At 66.0% G+C, this 17,818-nt stretch carries 12 protein-coding genes; 9 read left to right on the forward strand and 3 right to left on the reverse strand.

Annotated features, from left to right (window positions below):
* From CAG34_RS03430 to CAG34_RS03440, 3 genes are all read right to left on the reverse strand, one after another.
* The coding region (locus CAG34_RS03430; protein ID WP_143516390.1) for an aldehyde dehydrogenase family protein at positions 1 to 402 on the reverse strand (402 nt) is incomplete at its 3' end.
* A gap of 31 nt (positions 403 to 433) precedes the next feature.
* The gene (locus tag CAG34_RS03435; protein ID WP_085587988.1) at positions 434 to 1,762 is read right to left on the reverse strand and encodes an MFS transporter; all 1,329 of its coding nucleotides are present in this window, start codon (positions 1,760 to 1,762) and stop codon (positions 434 to 436) included.
* Positions 1,763 to 2,062: 300 nt separating this feature from the next.
* Complete coding sequence (locus CAG34_RS03440; RefSeq protein WP_085587991.1) at positions 2,063 to 3,295, reverse strand: SRPBCC family protein; 1,233 nt, start codon at positions 3,293 to 3,295, stop codon at positions 2,063 to 2,065.
* An 812-nt stretch (positions 3,296 to 4,107) separates the two neighbouring features.
* On the opposite strand from CAG34_RS03440, the gene CAG34_RS03450 reads away from it, so the two are divergent.
* From CAG34_RS03450 to bcsC, 9 genes are read left to right on the forward strand one after another with little or no spacing between them, the layout of a single operon-like run.
* Positions 4,108 to 5,598, forward strand: coding sequence for a BcsE family c-di-GMP-binding protein (locus tag CAG34_RS03450; RefSeq protein ID WP_085587995.1), 1,491 nt, complete (start codon positions 4,108 to 4,110; stop codon positions 5,596 to 5,598).
* The gene (gene bcsF, locus CAG34_RS03455; RefSeq protein ID WP_085587997.1) at positions 5,595 to 5,780 is read left to right on the forward strand and encodes a cellulose biosynthesis protein BcsF; all 186 of its coding nucleotides are present in this window, start codon (positions 5,595 to 5,597) and stop codon (positions 5,778 to 5,780) included. Before CAG34_RS03450 ends, bcsF begins: the two co-directional genes overlap by 4 nt.
* Entirely contained in the window at positions 5,773 to 7,392 is a 1,620-nt protein-coding gene (bcsG, locus tag CAG34_RS03460; protein WP_085587999.1) for a cellulose biosynthesis protein BcsG, read from the forward strand. Before bcsF ends, bcsG begins: the two co-directional genes overlap by 8 nt.
* Entirely contained in the window at positions 7,389 to 7,607 is a 219-nt protein-coding gene (gene bcsR, locus CAG34_RS03465) for a cellulose biosynthesis protein BcsR (protein ID WP_085588001.1), read from the forward strand. The genes bcsG and bcsR overlap by 4 nt, the downstream gene beginning before the upstream one ends.
* The gene (gene bcsQ, locus CAG34_RS03470; RefSeq protein ID WP_085588003.1) at positions 7,604 to 8,311 is read left to right on the forward strand and encodes a cellulose biosynthesis protein BcsQ; all 708 of its coding nucleotides are present in this window, start codon (positions 7,604 to 7,606) and stop codon (positions 8,309 to 8,311) included. The genes bcsR and bcsQ overlap by 4 nt, the downstream gene beginning before the upstream one ends.
* Positions 8,308 to 10,917, forward strand: a complete 2,610-nt coding sequence (gene bcsA, locus CAG34_RS03475) for a UDP-forming cellulose synthase catalytic subunit (protein WP_085588005.1) — start codon at positions 8,308 to 8,310, stop codon at positions 10,915 to 10,917. The genes bcsQ and bcsA overlap by 4 nt, the downstream gene beginning before the upstream one ends.
* On the forward strand, positions 10,917 to 13,196 hold the full coding sequence (gene bcsB / locus CAG34_RS03480; RefSeq protein ID WP_371858032.1) for a cellulose biosynthesis cyclic di-GMP-binding regulatory protein BcsB: 2,280 nt from the start codon (positions 10,917 to 10,919) through the stop codon (positions 13,194 to 13,196). The genes bcsA and bcsB overlap by 1 nt, the downstream gene beginning before the upstream one ends.
* The gene (bcsZ, locus tag CAG34_RS03485; RefSeq protein ID WP_085588009.1) at positions 13,196 to 14,311 is read left to right on the forward strand and encodes a cellulose synthase complex periplasmic endoglucanase BcsZ; all 1,116 of its coding nucleotides are present in this window, start codon (positions 13,196 to 13,198) and stop codon (positions 14,309 to 14,311) included. The genes bcsB and bcsZ overlap by 1 nt, the downstream gene beginning before the upstream one ends.
* Positions 14,299 to 17,817, forward strand: coding sequence for a cellulose synthase complex outer membrane protein BcsC (gene bcsC / locus CAG34_RS03490; protein WP_085588010.1), 3,519 nt, complete (start codon positions 14,299 to 14,301; stop codon positions 17,815 to 17,817). Before bcsZ ends, bcsC begins: the two co-directional genes overlap by 13 nt.
* Position 17,818: the final 1 nt, after the last annotated feature.

The raw sequence follows: 17,818 nt of genomic DNA on the forward strand, positions 1-17,818 counted from the left end.
CTCGGCGTGCCAGCGGATGGTGTGGATGGTTTCCGGCACGTCGACGTTCTGGCACTCGCTGACCGGCTTGCCGCTGTCCAGCGCTTCCAGCACGGCCAGTTCGTGGGCGTTGTCTTCCAGCAGCTGGGCGAACTTCAGCAGCACGTGCTTGCGGTCGTTCGGCTGCATCTTCGACCAGGTGCCCTGCTCGAACACGCGCTTGGCGGCGGCCACGGCCACGTTCACGTCGTTGACGTCGCAGGCGGCGACTTCGGCCAGCTGCTTGCCGGTGGCCGGGTTGGTGGTGACGAAGGTGTTGCCCGAGATGGCATCGCGGAACTCACCGTCGATGAACGCTTGGGTACGCAGTTGCAGTTCGGCGGCGAGGGCCGCGTATTGTTGCTTGCTCAGCAAATCAGCCATTGTGTGTTCCCTTTGACAGTGTTGTTTCAGATCAGCCCAGCGATGCCGCCTGCTGCAAGTTCAGCGAGCGTGTTTCCGGTGCCAGGGCCCAGGACATGAACAGGCCGACGAACGAGACCAGTGCGGCGATGTACATGGTTTGCGCGATCCCCAGCGAATCCAGCGACAGGGGCACCAGGTAGGTGCCGACTGCCGCACCGATGCGTGACACGGAGGTACCGACGCCCACGGCGAAAGTACGGATTTCGGTCGGGAAGATTTCGTTGGGGTAGACCAGCACCAGTACCTGGGCGCCGCCGATGAACAGCGCGTAGGCGGCAAACAGCATGAGAATGACCAGGCCTGGGCTCGCATGGAAAATGCCCAGGCACAGCAGGGCCAGGCCTGAGAGCAGGAAGCTGCAGTTGAGCATGGTGCGACGGTCGATCAGGTTGATGATGCGCGTGGCTATCATGCAGCCGAAGACGAAGAACAGGGTGATCAGTGCCGAGCCCAGGGAGGCGATATCACCTTTCAGGTTGAGTGCGCCGAGTACCTTGGGGGCGAACGAGTACACCGCAAAGACCGGAATGATGGAGCATGTCCAGAAGCTGACGATGAACAGCATCCGCTTGCCGTAGCCCGAGTGCAGCAGGTTGGCGAAGGTCAGGCTGCGGGTGTTTTGCTCCTCGGGCAGGTTGTGCAGGCCGAAATCGCTGCCATACACCGCCTTGATCACGGCCTCGGCTTCGGCATCGCGGCCTTTGCTCAGCAGCCAGCGGGGTGATTCCGGGGTGCCCAGGCGCACCACGAACAGGAACACCCCCACCAGCGCGGAGCTGGCCAGCACCAACGGCCAGGCGTCGGTACCCAGGGTGCGCAGCAGCAATTCCCCGAACAGGTAGGCCGACGCAGCCCCGGCGAACCATAACAGGGTCAGCATGGCCAGGCGTGAGCCGCGGTACTTGCGCGGCATGAATTCGACGAGCATGGACGTGGCCACCGGGTACTCGATGCCTACGCCAATGCCGATCAGCAACCGTAGCAGGAACATGCCCATTGCCGTATCGACCCACAAGTGGGCGAGCGAGGCACCGATGAACAGCAGCGGACCGATGAAATACACCTTGCGCCGGCCCAGGTGGTTGGTAAGCCAGCCACCGAGAAACCCACCGAAGAACACGCCAATCAGGGACGCAGCGGCGATCAGGCCTTCCCAGAACGTACTCAACTGCAACGTCGCCGATATATGCGCCAGGGCGACGCCAATCACGCACAGCACATAACCGTCGGCAAAACCGCCACCGCCTGAACGGACAGTCAGCGACTTGTGAAACTTGTTGAGGGGTACATCTTCAACCGTGAGTACAGGACTTATCATTCTTGTCTCCTTTGAAATTCATGGCAGTTGCAATGTTCGGGGTGCCCGGGTTGCACGCGACAGATGTTGTGGTCTTGTTTCTGTCTTGCCCGGGGAAAAGGCTTGGCTCCCATACAGCGGGTCAAGTTGAAAAGTGGGGGCGAAGTGTGGGCAACGGCCGTTGCGCCATTACGGCGTCAAATTTCGTAGCCAACTTCTGAAATGGTTGGCGGCCAGTGCCGAGGGGATGCGCCAGGAAGCTACCGTCGATCCGGTAGACCGGCTGGGGCCGGCGGAGGGCAGCACCCTCCGCCGTGGGCGTCAGAGGATCCTGTTCGACGCCGCTTCGGTCAGCCGCCTGGTCATCAGGTCGCAGTACCAGTCGACGAACTGGCACACGCCACTTTCGATGATCGAAGAGAACGGGCCGGGGATGTAGGCGGGGGAGGTCACGCCCACCTGGGTACCTTCGACCAACCGCCGGTCCTGGTCGTTGGTCGCCATCCAGACCTTGGTCAACCGGTCAATGTCGTAGTCGACACCTTCCTGTGCGTCCTTCGGCACCAGCCATTTGGTGGTGACGACGGTTTCACCTGGGCCTACCGGCAGCACGCGGAAACTCAAGGCGTGGTCGCCGAGGAAGTGGTTCCAGGTAGAGGGGTAGTTGAAGTAGAGCAGGGCGCCAATATTCTCCACGCCACTGCGGTCCAGGCGCCGGGCCACGGCCGGCTTGCCGTCCATGGTGTAGCTGCTGGCACCTGGGTTGAGCGGGATGCGGGTCATGCGGAACTGGCCATTGGGGTCCATGACCAGGCGGCTGGCGAGGCCGGCTGCCTCGAGCGTATTGCAGTACTCGGCAAATACCGGGTCTTCTGCATTGCCGTCGCCGCGTACGGAGGCCAGCTCCGTATAGCTGCACAGCAGTTCGGGGTGGGTGCCGTCGCAGTGATAACACTCGCGGTTGTTTTCGAAGACCAGCTTCCAGTTGCCCTTTTCCACCAGGTGGGATTCGAACGCGACCTTGCAGTCTTCAAGGTAGTGAGGGCCAATGAACGGTGAAACGGCACTGCGGAACTTCTCGAAGTCTGGTGCCTGCCTGGCGACGCAAACATAGATGTAACTGTGCACGATCTCGCAGTGCACAGGAGCAAGCTCATGCTCGGACGGGTCGAAGTCGGTACCCATGTTGCCGGCATACAGCAACTTGCCGTCCAGTTCGAATGTCCATTTATGGTACGGGCATACCAGCTTGGCCACTTTGCCCTTGGCTTCGGTACAGACTTTGGAGCCCCGGTGGCGGCAGGCGTTATGGAAGGCACGTATTACACCGTCCTTGCCGCGCACTACGACAACCGGGTATTCACCGATTTGCAGCGTCAGGTATTCGCCCGGCTTTTCCATTTCGAAAGTGTGGCCGGCGAAGATCCATTCCTTGTACCAGATGTGCTCGAGGTCCTGCTGATAGAGCACCGGGTCCATATAGGCGGCGCCCGGCAAACCGTGTTGCGGCTTGCGTTGTTTGATCAAGTCTAATCCAGCGGTGTGATTGTGCATTTTTATATGTACTCCTTAAACAACAACGCTTTGCAACAAGCCTTATCCACGACGCGCACGAGCACGCCAGCGAATGAACTACCGGGGCGGTTGAACATGCGCTGAAAACGTTGAGTTTTATCGTTGCCTTTATTCAGTCTAGAGAGCAGGTCATGACAGCGAAATCAATTTTTAGTGGGGCGCTTTGATAACCAAATCTCATGGTGCCTGTGAGATCGAGCACCGCGTCGCCTGCTTCGCGGGCATGCCCGCTCCCACAGGTACGGCGCAGGCTTCGGGCTCGCGCTGTACCTGTAGGAGCGGCCGTGGCCGCGAACATCGGCGCAGCCGGTGCCATCCACCGCGTCGCCTGCTTCGCGGGTGAACCCGCTCCCACAGGTCCGGCGCAGGCTTCGGGCTCGCGCTGTACCTGTGGGAGCGGCCGTGGCCGCGAACACCGGCGCAGCCGGTGCCATCCACCGCGTCGCCTGCTTCGCGGGCATGCCCGCTCCCACAGGTACTCCGCAGGCTTCAGGCTCACGTTGTACCTGAGGCAGCCTTGTGATGCGAAGCGCCGCGCGGGCGGCGCTCGATCTCACAGGCACCAAACATTTCCAGACCTGCACCTGCTGCTAACAATTTTTTGCAATTCATTACATTTCTGCTTGATTTCATTTTGCCTCCCTGCTGTAGAATTGACGGGTTCGGTTGTTTGTCAGTAATTTTGTTGTTTTTTTGACGCTATTCATCGAGCCTCAGCGGCGCATGTGCCCGCAGCCATCTCTCATAGCCGTTTCAATCTACTTTTCAGAGCCAGTGTTTTGACGAATGGAATGCCGTGGTTGGCTATTTCCGGCTTAGGCGCCGAAAGCAGCCAGCTTCATGTACAAGGACTGTATTGGTTGGCCTGTGACAACGCAGAAGACGCCACCTTGCTATGCCGCCAGGTGGTCGGGGGGCTGCCCGAGCGCGTTCGCGCAGCCCTGGTCGCCGATGCGCAAGCCATCGGTGATGTGCTGGGGGCGCTCGATGCCGCGCAGGGCCCCGGCGAACTGGCGCTGTACGAAGCCGACCTGCAAGCCGCCCGGCACCTGGTCGATGACCTGCCGCGTATCGACGCCGCCGGGCGTGTGCTGGTGCTGCTGGCACCCGCCGACGTCTGGGGCGCCGGCAACGTCGAAAGCTGGTGCAACGCGCTGCGCCCGGTCCTGTTGGCCGAGGCCACGCTATTGCTGGTCATCAGCAGCGGCCAGAGTGCCGGGCTGGTAGAGCGCCTACGTGCGTTCAACCAGGGCGTCGATGGCCTGGCCCAGGTGTACCGCGGCAAAGGCGGGGTGCGCTACCTGCAGCATTTCTGGAGCAACCCGCTCGGCAAGACCGGTACGCGCGATGTGGAACTGGCGCGGCTTGAAGCAGGCTTCGCCGCCGCCGGGGCGCCGCAGGCCCCCAGCGACACCGGTGGCGACGAGCTGTTGTGCCTGGCTCAGCGCCCGGTACTGGAAGGTGCGCCAGCCTTCTCCGAGCACTGGCAGGTCTGCGAGAGCCTCGAGGAACTGGGTGCCAAAGCTGGCAGGGCGGTTTCCGCCACGGTCATCTTTGCCATGGACGGCGGGCAGCGCCTGGATAGCCTGGCGCGCCAGTTGCACCGCTTGCGCCAGTTGCGTGGCAGTGCCCTGAAGCTGGTGGTGCGCGAGATGGCACCAACCCTGCGCTACCAGGATGAACAACTGCTGCTGGCCTGCGGGGCCAGCCAGATCGTGCCGTTCGGTGCCAGCCTGTCGCGCTTCCTGACCATGGTCGAGAGCATCCAGGGTTACCTCTGGCGCCGGCGCTTGCCAAGCGATTTCGATGCCTTGCTCGCACGCCTGCGGCCGCTGGCCATCTGCGGGCTGGTGGCGCCGCGCGCGTTCGCCGAAGCGGTGCAGACCATGTGGCACGGGGTGCGCAACGGCGAAATCGCCCACCAGTTGCTGGTGTTGCGCCCGGCCCCTGGCCTGACCCCGCTGCAAGCCTGTTCGCGCACGGTGTTCCGCCGCGACGGCGACATCGCCTGCGTGGTGGGCGATGTGCTGTTCCTGTTCCTGTTCGCCTGCCGCTCCGAAGGCGTCGAGCAAGCCCTTGACCACATCTTCCAGTTGTCGTGGAAAGAGTTGTTCATCAGCCAGGAGGTGCTTGCCGGTGTCGACAGCCTGGCCACCCCGGCCTTCCTCGACGACAGCGTGCCACAGCCACCCCGGCTCGACGCGGCGGCGCAGCTGCCCGCCCAGGCAAGGCCGGCCCTGGCGCCGCGCCGGGTGGCCCTGGGCAAGCGGGGTACGGCATGAACTTCGTGCAACTGCTGCAAGTGGTTGGCATCACGGCGCTGGTCACCTTGGCGCTGGCCCTGCTGCTGTTGCGCCTGCGCGCCACGCTCCGCGGCTGGTTGCGCCGCCGCCTTCCACCTCGTTACCTGAAACCGCTGGGCATACGCCACCGCGCTGCACGCCAGGAACCCCGTAATGACTAATACATCCGCCACCCTCCCGGTACCGGCCCGCTGGCCTGGACTGGGAGGGTGGAACCTTTATTTCCTGGCCAAGTTCCTGCTGGTCGCCCTTGGCATGCTCGACTTCCAGGCGCTGCCGAACCTGCTGTTCGCTGCGTTTCTGCTGCTGCCGTTGCCAGGCAGGTGGCTGCGAATCGCGCGGCAGCTGGTGGCCGTACCGGTCGGCATCGCGTTGTTCTACCAGGACACCTGGCTGCCGCCCTTCAGCCGCCTGCTGGCGCAGCCGGGGGTGTTCGATTTCTCGTGGGACTACATGCTCGAACTGCTCGGACGCTTCATCAACTGGAACCTGCTGGGCGCGCTGGCGCTATTGCTGGTGGGTTACCTGTACCTGCGCCATTGGCTGCGGCTGAGTACCTTGAGCCTGCTGGGGCTGGCGTGGCTGGCGGTCGGCGGCCTGCCAGCGCTGGGGTTCAATGCGGGCCAGGCGCCTGGCGCCGCGGCTGCCAGCCCCACCGAGCAGGCGCAGGCCACCGCGGTTGCCGACAATGCCACGCTCGACAGCTGGCTCGAGCGGTTCTTCGCCAGTGAGCGTGAACGGGTGACAGCATTCCCGGCCATGAAGGCCGATGAGCAGCCGTTCGACCTGCTGGTGATCAACATCTGCTCGCTGGCCTGGGATGACCTTTCCGCTGTCGGGCTGCGTGACAACCCGCTGTTCTCGCGCCTGGACGTGATCTTCGACCAGTTCAACTCGGCCACGTCCTACAGCGGGCCGGCCGCCATCCGCGTGCTGCGTGCCAGCTGCGGGCAGTCGTCCCACGCCGGGCTGTATCAGTCGGCCCCGGAGCAGTGCCTGTTGTTCCAGAACCTGGCCAGGCTCGGCTTCCAGAGCAACACCTTGCTCAACCACAGCGGCCGCTTCGACAACTTCATCGGCGATATCACCCAGCAGCACATGCCTCAACCCGGCCTGCGCAACACCGACTTCCCGCGGGCACTGGTCGGCTTCGACGGCTCGCCGATCGCCAGCGACCTGGAGGTGTTGCGCCGCTGGTGGGGGCAGCGCAAAGGCGCGCCGGCCGAGCATGTGTCGCTGTTCTACAACAGCATCAGCCTGCATGACGGCAACCGTATCGTCACCGCCGACGGCGGTACCCGTGTGGCCGATTACGCCACCCGCGCCACCCGGCTGTTCGGTGAGCTTGGCAGCTTCCTCGATGAACTGGAGCGCAGCGGCCGCCGCGTGGTCGTGGCCATTGTCCCGGAACATGGCGCCGCGCTGCATGGCGACCGCATGCAGCTGTCGGGCATGCGTGAAATTCCCACTCCTTCGATTACCCATGTGCCGGTGGGCCTGAAGTTCATCGGCATGGGCCAGCCTGCCCGCAGCGAGCCGCTGCACGTCTCGGCACCCACCAGCTACCTGGCGCTGTCCGAGCTGATCTCGCGCGTGTATGCGGGCCTGGGCCAGCAGCAGGTGCTGGATGTGCCCAGCCTGCTGAGCGACCTGCCGACCACCGAACAGGTCGCGGAAACCGCAGGTGCACAAGTACTGAACTACCAGGGGCGCGCCTACATGCGCCTGCAAGGCCAGCCCGACTGGCAGCCTGTCCCGAAGGAGCGCCCATGATCACTGGCAAGGCAGACCCTGCCGACCGCAGCGACGATATCGCCCAGTTGCGCCAGCACCTGGACATGCCGAACCTGAACTACCAGGACATCTCGTTGCTGGTGGGTGTCCAGCAGGCCTTGCAGCGCTGGCCACTGCTGGGTGAAAGCTGCCGGAGCAGCGCCCAGGGCACCTTGTACACGGCGGCGCCGCGGCGCCAGGTGCTGTCGCCATGACCAGCCTGGCGTTGCACGGCGTTCGCGGTGGCCTGGGGCGCAGTGCCTTGCTGGCCGCGCTGGGGCATGCGTTGCAGGGCGTAGGTGAGCGGGTGCTGCTGGTCGACCTGTGCCCAAGCAACCTGCTCGGCCTGCACTTCAACCTGCCCCTCGACACGCGCGAGGGCTGGGCGCTTGCCGAGCGGGAAGGGCGGCCATACAGCGATGCCATGTACGAGGTGCTCGATGGCCTGTGCCTGATGCCGTTCGGCAATCTGCCTACCAGCACGCGGCCGCCGTTGCCCGATGCTGAAGCCTGGCGCGCGCGCCAGGCCGAGCTTGCCGAACACTTCGACTGGTTGCTGTTCGATCTGCCGCAACTGCCGGCCGATGCCGCTGGCCAAAGCGTCGAGACTGACGTGCGGGTATTGGTGGCCGAGGCCGAAATGGCCAGCCACCTGCTGCTCGGGCGCCGGCAGGTCGAGCACTACGACCTGTTGCTGGTCAACCGCTACGACCCCGCCAGCCGCTTGCAGAGCGACCTGCTGATGGTGTGGCGCGACCTGTTCCGTGATCGCCTGCCGATCCAGGTGGTGCACCGCGACGAGGCTTTCCTCGAGGCCCTGGCGTGCAAGGCACCGCTTGGCCACTACGCGCCGCAGAGCCTGGCTTGCCGGGACGTGCAGAGCTTGGCGGTGCGCTGCCTGACGAGGCGCCAGTCGTGACCCTGACCCCTCTGTCGGCCTACGCCTGGTTCCGCACACGTGGCGCGCGGCAGCCGGTCGCCTGGCTGTTTACCCTTGGCGTGTGGCTGGCCTTCCTGTTCCTGCGCCTGGAGTCACCTGCCTGGCAAGCCCTGTTGGCCGAGCGGCAGCGGCTGTACCCGCAACTGGCGGGCAAGCGCCCAAGCCTGGGCGACCCGCTGCGCCTGCTGATCCAGAGCCTGTGGCTGCTGGTCCGGCGCCAACCGCTGCCTCGCGAACCGGGGTTTGCCCGGCGTGCCTGGGGGGCACTGCGTGCGCAGCTGCGCGGTATGCGCCAGGTGCTGCGCCGTTACCATGGCCTGCTGATCGACCGCCTGCAGCAGCTGCCTGCGCGCTACCGCGCCAGCGCTTTCAAGCAGCAAGCCTCGGCACGCCTGCGCGGCTTGAGCGTGTTCGCCCGGTGGGTTTTCTACAGCGTGCTGACCCTGGGCGCCATCGGCCTGGCCGTGCTGTGCGTGACCGAACCGTTCGGCTACCTGGCGCAGCTGGTGTTCATCTGCCTGCTGCTGGGCATTGCCCTGCTGGTGCGGCACATGCCGGGCCGCTTCCCGACCCTGATGCTGATCGTGCTGTCGACGCTCATCTCCTGCCGCTACCTGTGGTGGCGCTACACCTCGACCCTGAACTGGAACGACACCACCGGCCTGGTGTGCGGGGTGATCCTGCTGGCGGCAGAAACCTATTCGTGGTTCGTGCTGATCCTGGGCTACATCCAGACCAGCTGGCCGTTGCAGCGCAAGCCGGCGAACCTGCCGGCAAACCCGGCGCACTGGCCGACCGTCGACCTGATGATCCCCACCTACAACGAAGACTTGTCGGTGGTGCGCACCACGGTGCTGGCCGCCCTGGGCCTGGACTGGCCGCGCGAGTGCCTGCGCATCTATATCCTCGACGACGGCCGGCGCGAGGCGTTCCGTGCGTTCGCCGACGAAGTGGGGGTGGGCTACATCGTGCGGCCGGACAACAAGCACGCCAAGGCCGGCAACCTCAACCATGCGCTGGGCGTGACCGACAGCGAGCTGATCGCCATTTTCGACTGCGACCACGTGCCGGTGCGCTCCTTCCTGCAAATGACAGTGGGCTGGTTCCTCAAGGACCCGAAGCTGGCGCTGGTGCAGACGCCACACCATTTCTTCTCGCCCGACCCGTTCGAGCGCAACCTGGGCTCGTTCCGCCGTCGCCCCAATGAAGGCGAGCTGTTCTACGGCCTGATCCAGGATGGCAATGACATGTGGAACGCGGCGTTCTTCTGCGGCTCGTGTGCCGTGCTGCGCCGTACCGCGCTGGAGAGCATCGGCGGTTTCGCCGTCGAAACCGTGACCGAAGATGCCCATACCGCCTTGCGCATGCACCGCCAGGGTTGGTCATCGGCCTACCTGAGCATTCCGCAGGCGGCCGGCCTGGCCACCGAGAGCCTGTCGGCGCACATCGGCCAGCGCATTCGCTGGGCCAGGGGCATGGTGCAGATTTTCCGTACCGACAACCCGCTGTTCGGCCGTGGGCTGAGCCTGTTCCAGCGGGTGTGCTATGCCAACGCCATGCTGCACTTCCTGGCCGGCCTGCCACGGCTGGTGTTCCTGACCGCGCCGCTGGCGTTCCTGTTGCTGCATGCCTACATCATCTACGCACCGGCGCTGATGATCCTGCTGTACGTGCTGCCGCACATGATCCACGCCAGCCTGACCAACTCGCGCATGCAGGGCAAGTACCGGCAGACCTTCTGGGGCGAGGTCTACGAGACCGTGCTGGCCTGGTACATCGCCCGCCCGACCACGGTCGCGCTGTTCGCGCCGAAGAAGGGCAAGTTCAACGTCACCGCCAAGGGCGGCCTGATGGAGCAGGAGCAGTTCGACTGGCGCATCGCCCAACCCTACCTGTGGCTGGCGGCGCTCAACGTGGCCGGCCTGGGCTTCGCCGTGTGGCGCCTGTTCACCGGCCCGGCGGCGGAAATCGGCACGGTGATCGTCAGCTCGCTGTGGGTGATCTACAACCTGCTGATCATCGGCGCCGCCGTCGCAGTGGCTGCCGAAGTGCGCCAGGTGCGCCGCGCCCACCGGGTGCAGATGCGCTTGCCGGCGGGGCTGGTGCTGGCCAGCGGTCACGCCTACCCCTGTACCCTGGTCGACTATTCCGACGGCGGTGTCGGCCTGCAATTGCACCGGGGCCTCGAGTTGCAAGCGGGGGAGCGGGTGCGCCTGCTGCTCAACCGCGGCCAGCGCGAGTTCGCCTTCCAGGCCTGTGTCACCCGTACCGTCGGGCAACACGTGGGCCTGGTGTTCCATGACCTCGGCCAGCAACAGCGTATCGACCTGGTCCACTGCACCTTTGCCCGCGCCGATGCCTGGCTTGGCTGGAGCGAGCAGCACGAGGTCGATCGCCCGCTGCGCAGCCTGGTCGATGTGCTGAAGCTGGGCGGTGTCGGTTACCTGCGGCTGGTCGAACACTTGCCGCCATGGGTGCGGGCGTGGCTGCGCCCACTGCACACGCTGGCGAACTGGCTGGCCAGCTACAGGCCCCGCACACCGCAGCCTGTCCCTTCCTTGAACCCTGTTGATCGAGACGCATGATGACTGGTTATCCCGCGCGTACCTGGGGCCTGGCGATGGCGCTGCTTGCTGCCTTGTCGCAAAGCGCCGCTGCCGCCTCTGTCGCCCCGCTTGCCGAGCCAGCCGTACCCACGGTACCGAACTGGGCGGTTGCGAAAACCTTCGAGCAGCTCGGGCATGCCTCCGACAGCCTGCTGCTGGGGGTGCGCAACAGCGAGCATATCGAATTCGGCCTGCGGCGCGACCGCCTGGCCACCGACGCCAGCCTGCAGCTGGACTACACGCCATCGCCCGCACTGTTGCCGAACCTGTCGCACCTGCGCGTGTATCTGAATGACGAACTGATGGGCGTGGTGCCGGTGGAAAAGGACCAGCTTGGCCAGCGCGTGCGCCGTCAGCTGCCGCTGGACCCGAAGCTGCTCAGCGATTTCAACCGGGTACGCCTGGAGTTCGTCGGGCATTACACCGACATCTGCGAAGACCCTGCGCACAGCGGCCTGTGGCTGAACCTGAACCGCAAGAGCCAGGTGCAGCTGCACGAACAGGCCCTGGCCCTGGACAACGACCTGGCGTACTTCCCGCTGCCGTTCTTTGATGTGCGCGACACCGGCAAGGTAACGCTGCCGGTGGTGTTCAGCGGCGTGCCGAGCCTGGGCGAGCAGCGTGCGGCGGCGATCCTGGCGTCCTACTTCGGCAGCCAGGCCGGTTGGCGCAAGGCGACTTTCCCGGTGCTGTACGACAGCCTGCCGGCCCGTGGCGACAAACCCACGCCGAGTATCGTGTTTGCCAGCAACGACCGTCGCCCGGCCTTCCTTGCCGACCTGCAGCAATTCCCGCCGGTCGACGGCCCGGTACTGCAGATGATCGACCACCCGGACGACCGCTTCAGCAAGGTGCTGCTGGTACTGGGCCGCAACGACGATGACCTGGTCAAGGCCGCCTCGGCGCTGGCGGTTGGCAACAACCTGTTCCGCGGTGCCCGGGTGAAGGTCGAGCAGATGACGGCACTGCAGCCGCGCCAGCCTTACGATGCGCCGAACTGGACACGCACCGACCGCCCGGTACGCTTCGCCGAGCTGCTCGATTACCCCGAGCAGCTGCAGGTCAGTGGCCTGCAACCGCGGCCGGTGACGCTTGAGCTGAACCTGCCGCCGGACTTGTTCGTCTGGCGCAACCAGGGCATTCCGCTGCGTACGCTGTACCGCTACACGGCCCCGGCAGTGAGCGACGAATCGCGCCTGAGCATCAGCGTCAACGACCAGTACATCACCAGCATGCCGCTGGTGGGCAATGACCGACGCGGCGGTACGCTCGAGGAAATGCGCCTGGCGGTGCTGTCCGGTGACAACAGCGCATTGACCGAGAAGTCGCTGGTACCGGCGTTGAAGATCGGCGACCGCAACCGCCTGCGCTTCGATTTCAGCTTTGCCAGCACCCTGGGCAGCGCCCAGCGCGACCGCTGCCAGACCTCGTTGCCGGTGGATGTGCGCGCGGCGATCGACGACAACTCGACCATCGACCTGTCCGGTTACCACCACTACATCGCCATGCCCGACCTGCGTGCATTCGCCCGCAGCGGCTTCCCGTTCAGCCGCATGGCCGACCTTTCCGAAACGCTGGTCGTCATGCCGGCCAAGCCCACGGCGATGCAGGTGGGCACCTTGCTCGATGCGGTCGGCGGGTTGGCCGGGCAGATCGGCTACCCGGCGCTTGGCCTGCGGCTGGTCGATGACTGGAAGCAGGCCGCAGCGGCCGATGCCGACTTGCTGCTGCTCGGCAGCCTGCCTGAGGCCCTGGTGGATGCGCCCAACCTTGGCCTGCTGCTCAGTGCTCAGCGGGACTGGCTGCTGCAGGGCCGTAGCACAGGGCTGCCGGGCAGCCAGCGCTTCGATACCGCACCGGTGGCCGCGAGCAGCCGAGTGGCAGTCAGCGCGCAGGCGCCGATTGCGGCCATCACCGGGCTGAAGTCGCCATTCCACGAGCAGCGCAGTGTCGTCGCCCTGCTGGCCAACAGCGATAGCGACCAAGCGTTGCTGCGCGACGTGCTCGGCGATGTGGGCAAGCTCGATGCGGTGGCCGGCTCGGTGACGCTGGTGCGCAGCAGCGGCGTCACCAGCCAGTTCGTCGGCGAGCACTACTTTGTTGGCGCGCTGCCGTGGTGGCTGCTGCTGTGGTTCCACCTGTCCGAACACCCGGTGCTGCTGGCGGCGATCGCGGCCATTTGCGTGGTGCTGTTTGCCTTCCTGTTGTGGCGGGCACTGCGCTGGGCAGGCAAGCGCCGCCTGGGTGAGGCGGGGTGATGATGCGTCAGTTGCTGGTGGGGCTGGTCGCCTTGGGCCTGCCCGTCGTCACGAGTGCCGCACCGGCTTGCAAATGGCCGGCCTGGGACCGCTTCAAGGCCGAACTGGTGAGTGTCGACGGTCGGGTCATCGACCCGAGCGACGAGCGCCTGATCACCACCTCGGAAGGGCAGAGCTATGCGCTGTTCTTCGCCCTGGTGGGCAATGACCGGCAAGCCTTCGCGCAGTTGCTGCGCTGGACCGGCAACAACCTGGCGGAGGGCGACCTGGCCCGGCATCTGCCCGCCTGGCTGTGGGGCCGTAACGGCCAGCAGCAGTGGCAGGTGCTGGATGCCAACAACGCCAGCGATGCCGACCTGTGGATTGCCTACAGCCTGCTGGAAGCCGGGCGGCTGTGGGACGAGCCGGCCTATACGCAGTTGGGCCAGCGCCTGCTGTGGCGTATCGCCGCGCAGACCGTGCGCAAGCTGCCGGGCCTGGGGGTGATGCTGCTGCCGGGGGACTACGGCTTCGAGGATGCTCGTGGCGCCCGCTTGAACCCCAGCTATTTGCCGCTGCAGTTGTTCGATCGCTTCAGCCTGGTCGACCCGTTGTGGGGCGAGCTGGCGGCCAACACGCGGCGTTTGTGGCTGGCTTCGTCGCCAAAGGGCTTTGCCCCGGACTGGCTGCTGTGGACGCCAGCCGGTGAACTGGCAGCGGACCCGCAACATGGCAGTGAGGGTGACTACGATGCCATCCGCGTCTACCTGTGGGTTGGCATGCTGGCCAAGGACGCGGCAGGGCGTGCCGAGCTGGTGGCCCACTACGCCCCGATGGCGGCATTGACCGCGCGCCAGGGGCTGCCGCCAGAGCATGTGGATGCGCACAGCGGTGTTGCCAGTGGCCATGGCCCGGCGGGTTTCTCTGCGGCGCTGCTGCCGTTGCTGGCAGCATCGCCGGAGCACGTCGCGGGCCTGGCGGCCCAGCGTCAGCGCCTGCGCGAACAGCCAGTCGAAGCCAAGGCCTATTACAGCCAGGTGCTGGCGCTGTTTGGCCAGGGCTGGGACCAGGGCCGTTACCGTTTTGACCCGCACGGCCGCCTGTTGCCGGCCTGGAGCGCGCCATGCAGCGAATGATCGGCGTGCTGATGCTGGCGGCAGTGACCTGCCAGGCCACGGCACAACCCAAGGATGCCGGCGAACAGCGCCAATGGCTGCTGGACCAGGTGCGTCGCGGCGAGGCGCTGCATCGTGACGACCTGGTGCGCGATGCACTGGGGCGGCTGCAATTGCTCGAGCCGCGCAACCCGGATGTGTTGCTGGCGGCCCTGAGCCTGGCATTGCGCGAAAAGAACAGCACCGAGGCCGAGCAGTTGAGTGCGCGGATCAGTGCCATCGCGCCTGGCAGCTTGCAGGCACGCCAGGCCAGGCGCCTGCTCGAGCTGCAGCAGCCGGAGCGCGTGCGGCAATTGCAGCAGGCCCGCCTGCTGGCGGTCACCGGGCGCAATGAAGAGGCGCTGGCGGCCTATGAACAGTTGTTCGCTGGTGAACCGCCAAGCCTGGAATTGGCCCTGGACTACTGGCGCGTGCGCGGCAACCTCCCGGGCCAGCGCCCTGAAGCGATCAGGCAGCTGCAGCAGCTGGACCAGCAGTACCCGGGCAGTGCCGGGCTGCGCCAGACCTTGGCCGGTTGGCTGTTCGCCGAAAATCGCGACCGCGAAGCCTTGGCCTTGCTCGACCAGCTGTCGCGCGACCCTGGCGCACGGGATGCCGCTGCCCAGCGTGAGTTCGACTACCTGTCCGGGCAAGCGGTGAGCGCCGCCAGCGCGGCGGCCTGGCAAGCGTTTCTCCAGCGTTACCCGGCCTCACCGTTGCTGGCGCAGGCCAGCGAGACCCTGCAACACCAGCGCAAACTGCTGGCCGACCCGTCCTGGCAGGCTGGCCAGCGGGGCTTGGCATTGCTCGACAAGGGCCGCAACGCTGAAGCCGAAGCACAACTGCGCCGGGCGCTGCGCCAGTATCCGGATGATGCCAGCCTGCAGGGCGCACTGGGCTATGCACTGATGCGCCAGAGCCGCTACGAAGACGCCAATGCGGCGTTCCGGGCGGCAAGTGCCAAGGAGCAGGACACCTACTGGATCAGCCAGTGGAAGGACCTGGAGTCGTCCAGCCAGTATTGGGCCCTGCTCAGCAAAGGCGAGCGGGCACTGCAGGCGAAAGACCTGCGCGCTGCCCGCGCCTTCTACCAGCAGGCACGCCAGCAGCGCCCGAAGGAGGAATACGCCTTGCTGGGCCTGGCGGATGTCTCGCTGGCCGAGGGCGATACAGCCGCCGCCGAGCGGCAATTCCTGCAGGTTCGGCGCATGGCACCGGATAACGAAAGTGCCGTGCGCGGTCTGGTGCGTGTGTACCAGGCGCAATCGCCCGACAAGGCGCGGGCGTACCTCGACAGCCTGTCGCCTCGGCAGCAAGCGCAGTTCGCCAGCCTGCGCCGCAGCCTGGAACTCGCACGCCTGCGCCAGCAAGGTGACCAGGCCATGCAGCGTGAGGACTGGGCGGCGGCCAGCCAGGCGCTGGGCCAGGCCACGGCCTTGGCCCCCGATGAGCCCTGGCTGGTCTACCAGCTGGCCAGCAGCCTGCGCCACCTGGGGCGCACCGCCGAAGCCGACGCGGCATTCGCCAGCATCGTGCAGCGCCAGCCGGGCGACCCATCTACCCGCTATGCCCATGGTCTGTTCCTGGAGTCCAGCGACCGCGATGCGCTGGCCCTGGACAGCCTGGGCGCGGTGCCGCAGGGGGCCTGGAGCGCGGACATGCATGCACTGGAGCAGCGTATCCGCCGCCGCATGACCCTGGCCTCGGCGCAGCAGCTGCAGGCGCAAGGCCGTACGGCTGAAGCGACCCGCCTGCTCGAGGCCAGCCTGGCGCGTGGCGAAGGCAGCACCGACGACCTGATGCTGCTGGCTGACTGGGCGGCGGCCAATGGTGAGCCTGGCAAGGCGCGCGGTTATTACCAGCGCGTGCTTGCCGTGCAGCCTGGGCAACCCCAGGCGCGCCTTGGCGTGATCGAAAGCGCGGTGGCCGAAGGCAACCTGGCACAGGCCCGGCACATGCTGGCTGTGCAGGTACCGCAACTGGCTGCCGATGACAGCAACGCCCAGCGGCGCCTGGCGGCTGTCTGGGTCGCCTTGGGCGAACACGACCAGGCGGCCGCAATGCTCGACCAGATCGCAGCGCAGCAGGCTCGCCCCGACCCCTTGTTGCGGCGCGACGCTGCCCGCCTGGTGGCGCAGGATGACCCGCAACGGGCGCTGGACCTTTACGCTGCAGCGATGGCCGATGCGCAGTTGCTCGAGCGTGCTGCCGTGTCGCCACGGGATGACCGCGCACTGACGCTGGCCAGCCGTGAGCAGGATGACGACGACTGGCTGGCACGCAGCCTGCGCAGCGACGTCGATGCGCTGTATCGCCAGCGCAATACCCATGTGACGTTGATGCACGACTACGGTTGGCGCGAGGACGACGGTACGCCGGGCACGTCCGAACTGAGTACCCAGTCGACCTTGCTGCATGTCGATACCCCCTGGCAGGACGGCACCGCCTTTGCGCGGGTGGAGCGCATCGGCATGGATGCGGGGTCGTTCGAGCAGAACGACCAGGGGCGCTATACCCCGGATTTCGGCACCTGTCAGTTTGTTGGCAGCACCGCTGACGGGAGGTCGCTCCCCGCATGCAAGGGCGGTTCGCAAACGGCGGACGGTAGCGTGCTGGCGCTGGGCTGGCAGGGCAGCCGCTGGGCCTTCGACCTGGGCACTACCCAGGGCTACGCGATCAACAACTGGTTGGGTGGCGCTACGGTCAACGGTGACCTCGGCCAGCTTGGCTGGTCGCTGACCGCTTCGCGGCGGCCGATGAGCAACTCGCTGTTATCGTTTGCCGGGGCACGTGACCCGCGGACGGGCGTGCGCTGGGGTGGGGTCACGGCCAATGGCGCCACGCTCGGCCTGAGCTGGGACCAGGGCGGTGACAACGGCGTCTGGGCCAGCCTCGGGCACCACTGGCTGTATGGCGAAAACGTCGCCGACAACCAGCGCACCCGGGCCATGGCCGGCTGGTACCACCGCGTGGTGGAAAAAGCCGATGAGCGTGTGCGCGTGGGCCTTACGCTGATGCACTGGCGTCACGACAAGGACCTGGGCGGCTACAGCCTGGGGCAGGGCGGCTACTACAGCCCGCAGCGCTACACATCGGTTGGCGTACCGGTCAGTTATGCCTGGCGCAACTACGACTGGTCGGTGCTGCTGGAAGGCTCTGTAAGCTGGTCCCAGGCCCACAGCGGTCGCAGCCGCCTGTACCCGGACGCGCACGTCAACCGCAAGGTGCTGGCACAGTATGACGTTGGCTCCAACATAGACGCCATGAACGACGCCAGCGACAGCAGCGGGCTGGGCTACCGCCTGCGCGGGCTGTTCGAGCGGCGCCTGAGCGACCAGTGGGTGTTGGGCGGCGGCTTCGACTGGCAGCACAGCGATGACTATGCGCCTAGCCATGGCATGCTCTACCTGCGCTACCTGTTCGAGCCGTGGCGAGGCAACCTGGCGCTGCCGGTGACGCCGCTGGAGCCCTATAGCGAGTGGCGTTGAC

Source organism: Pseudomonas sp. B14(2017), from assembly GCF_002113255.1.
In the GTDB taxonomy this organism is placed as follows: Bacteria; Pseudomonadota; Gammaproteobacteria; order Pseudomonadales; family Pseudomonadaceae; genus Aquipseudomonas; species Aquipseudomonas putida_Z.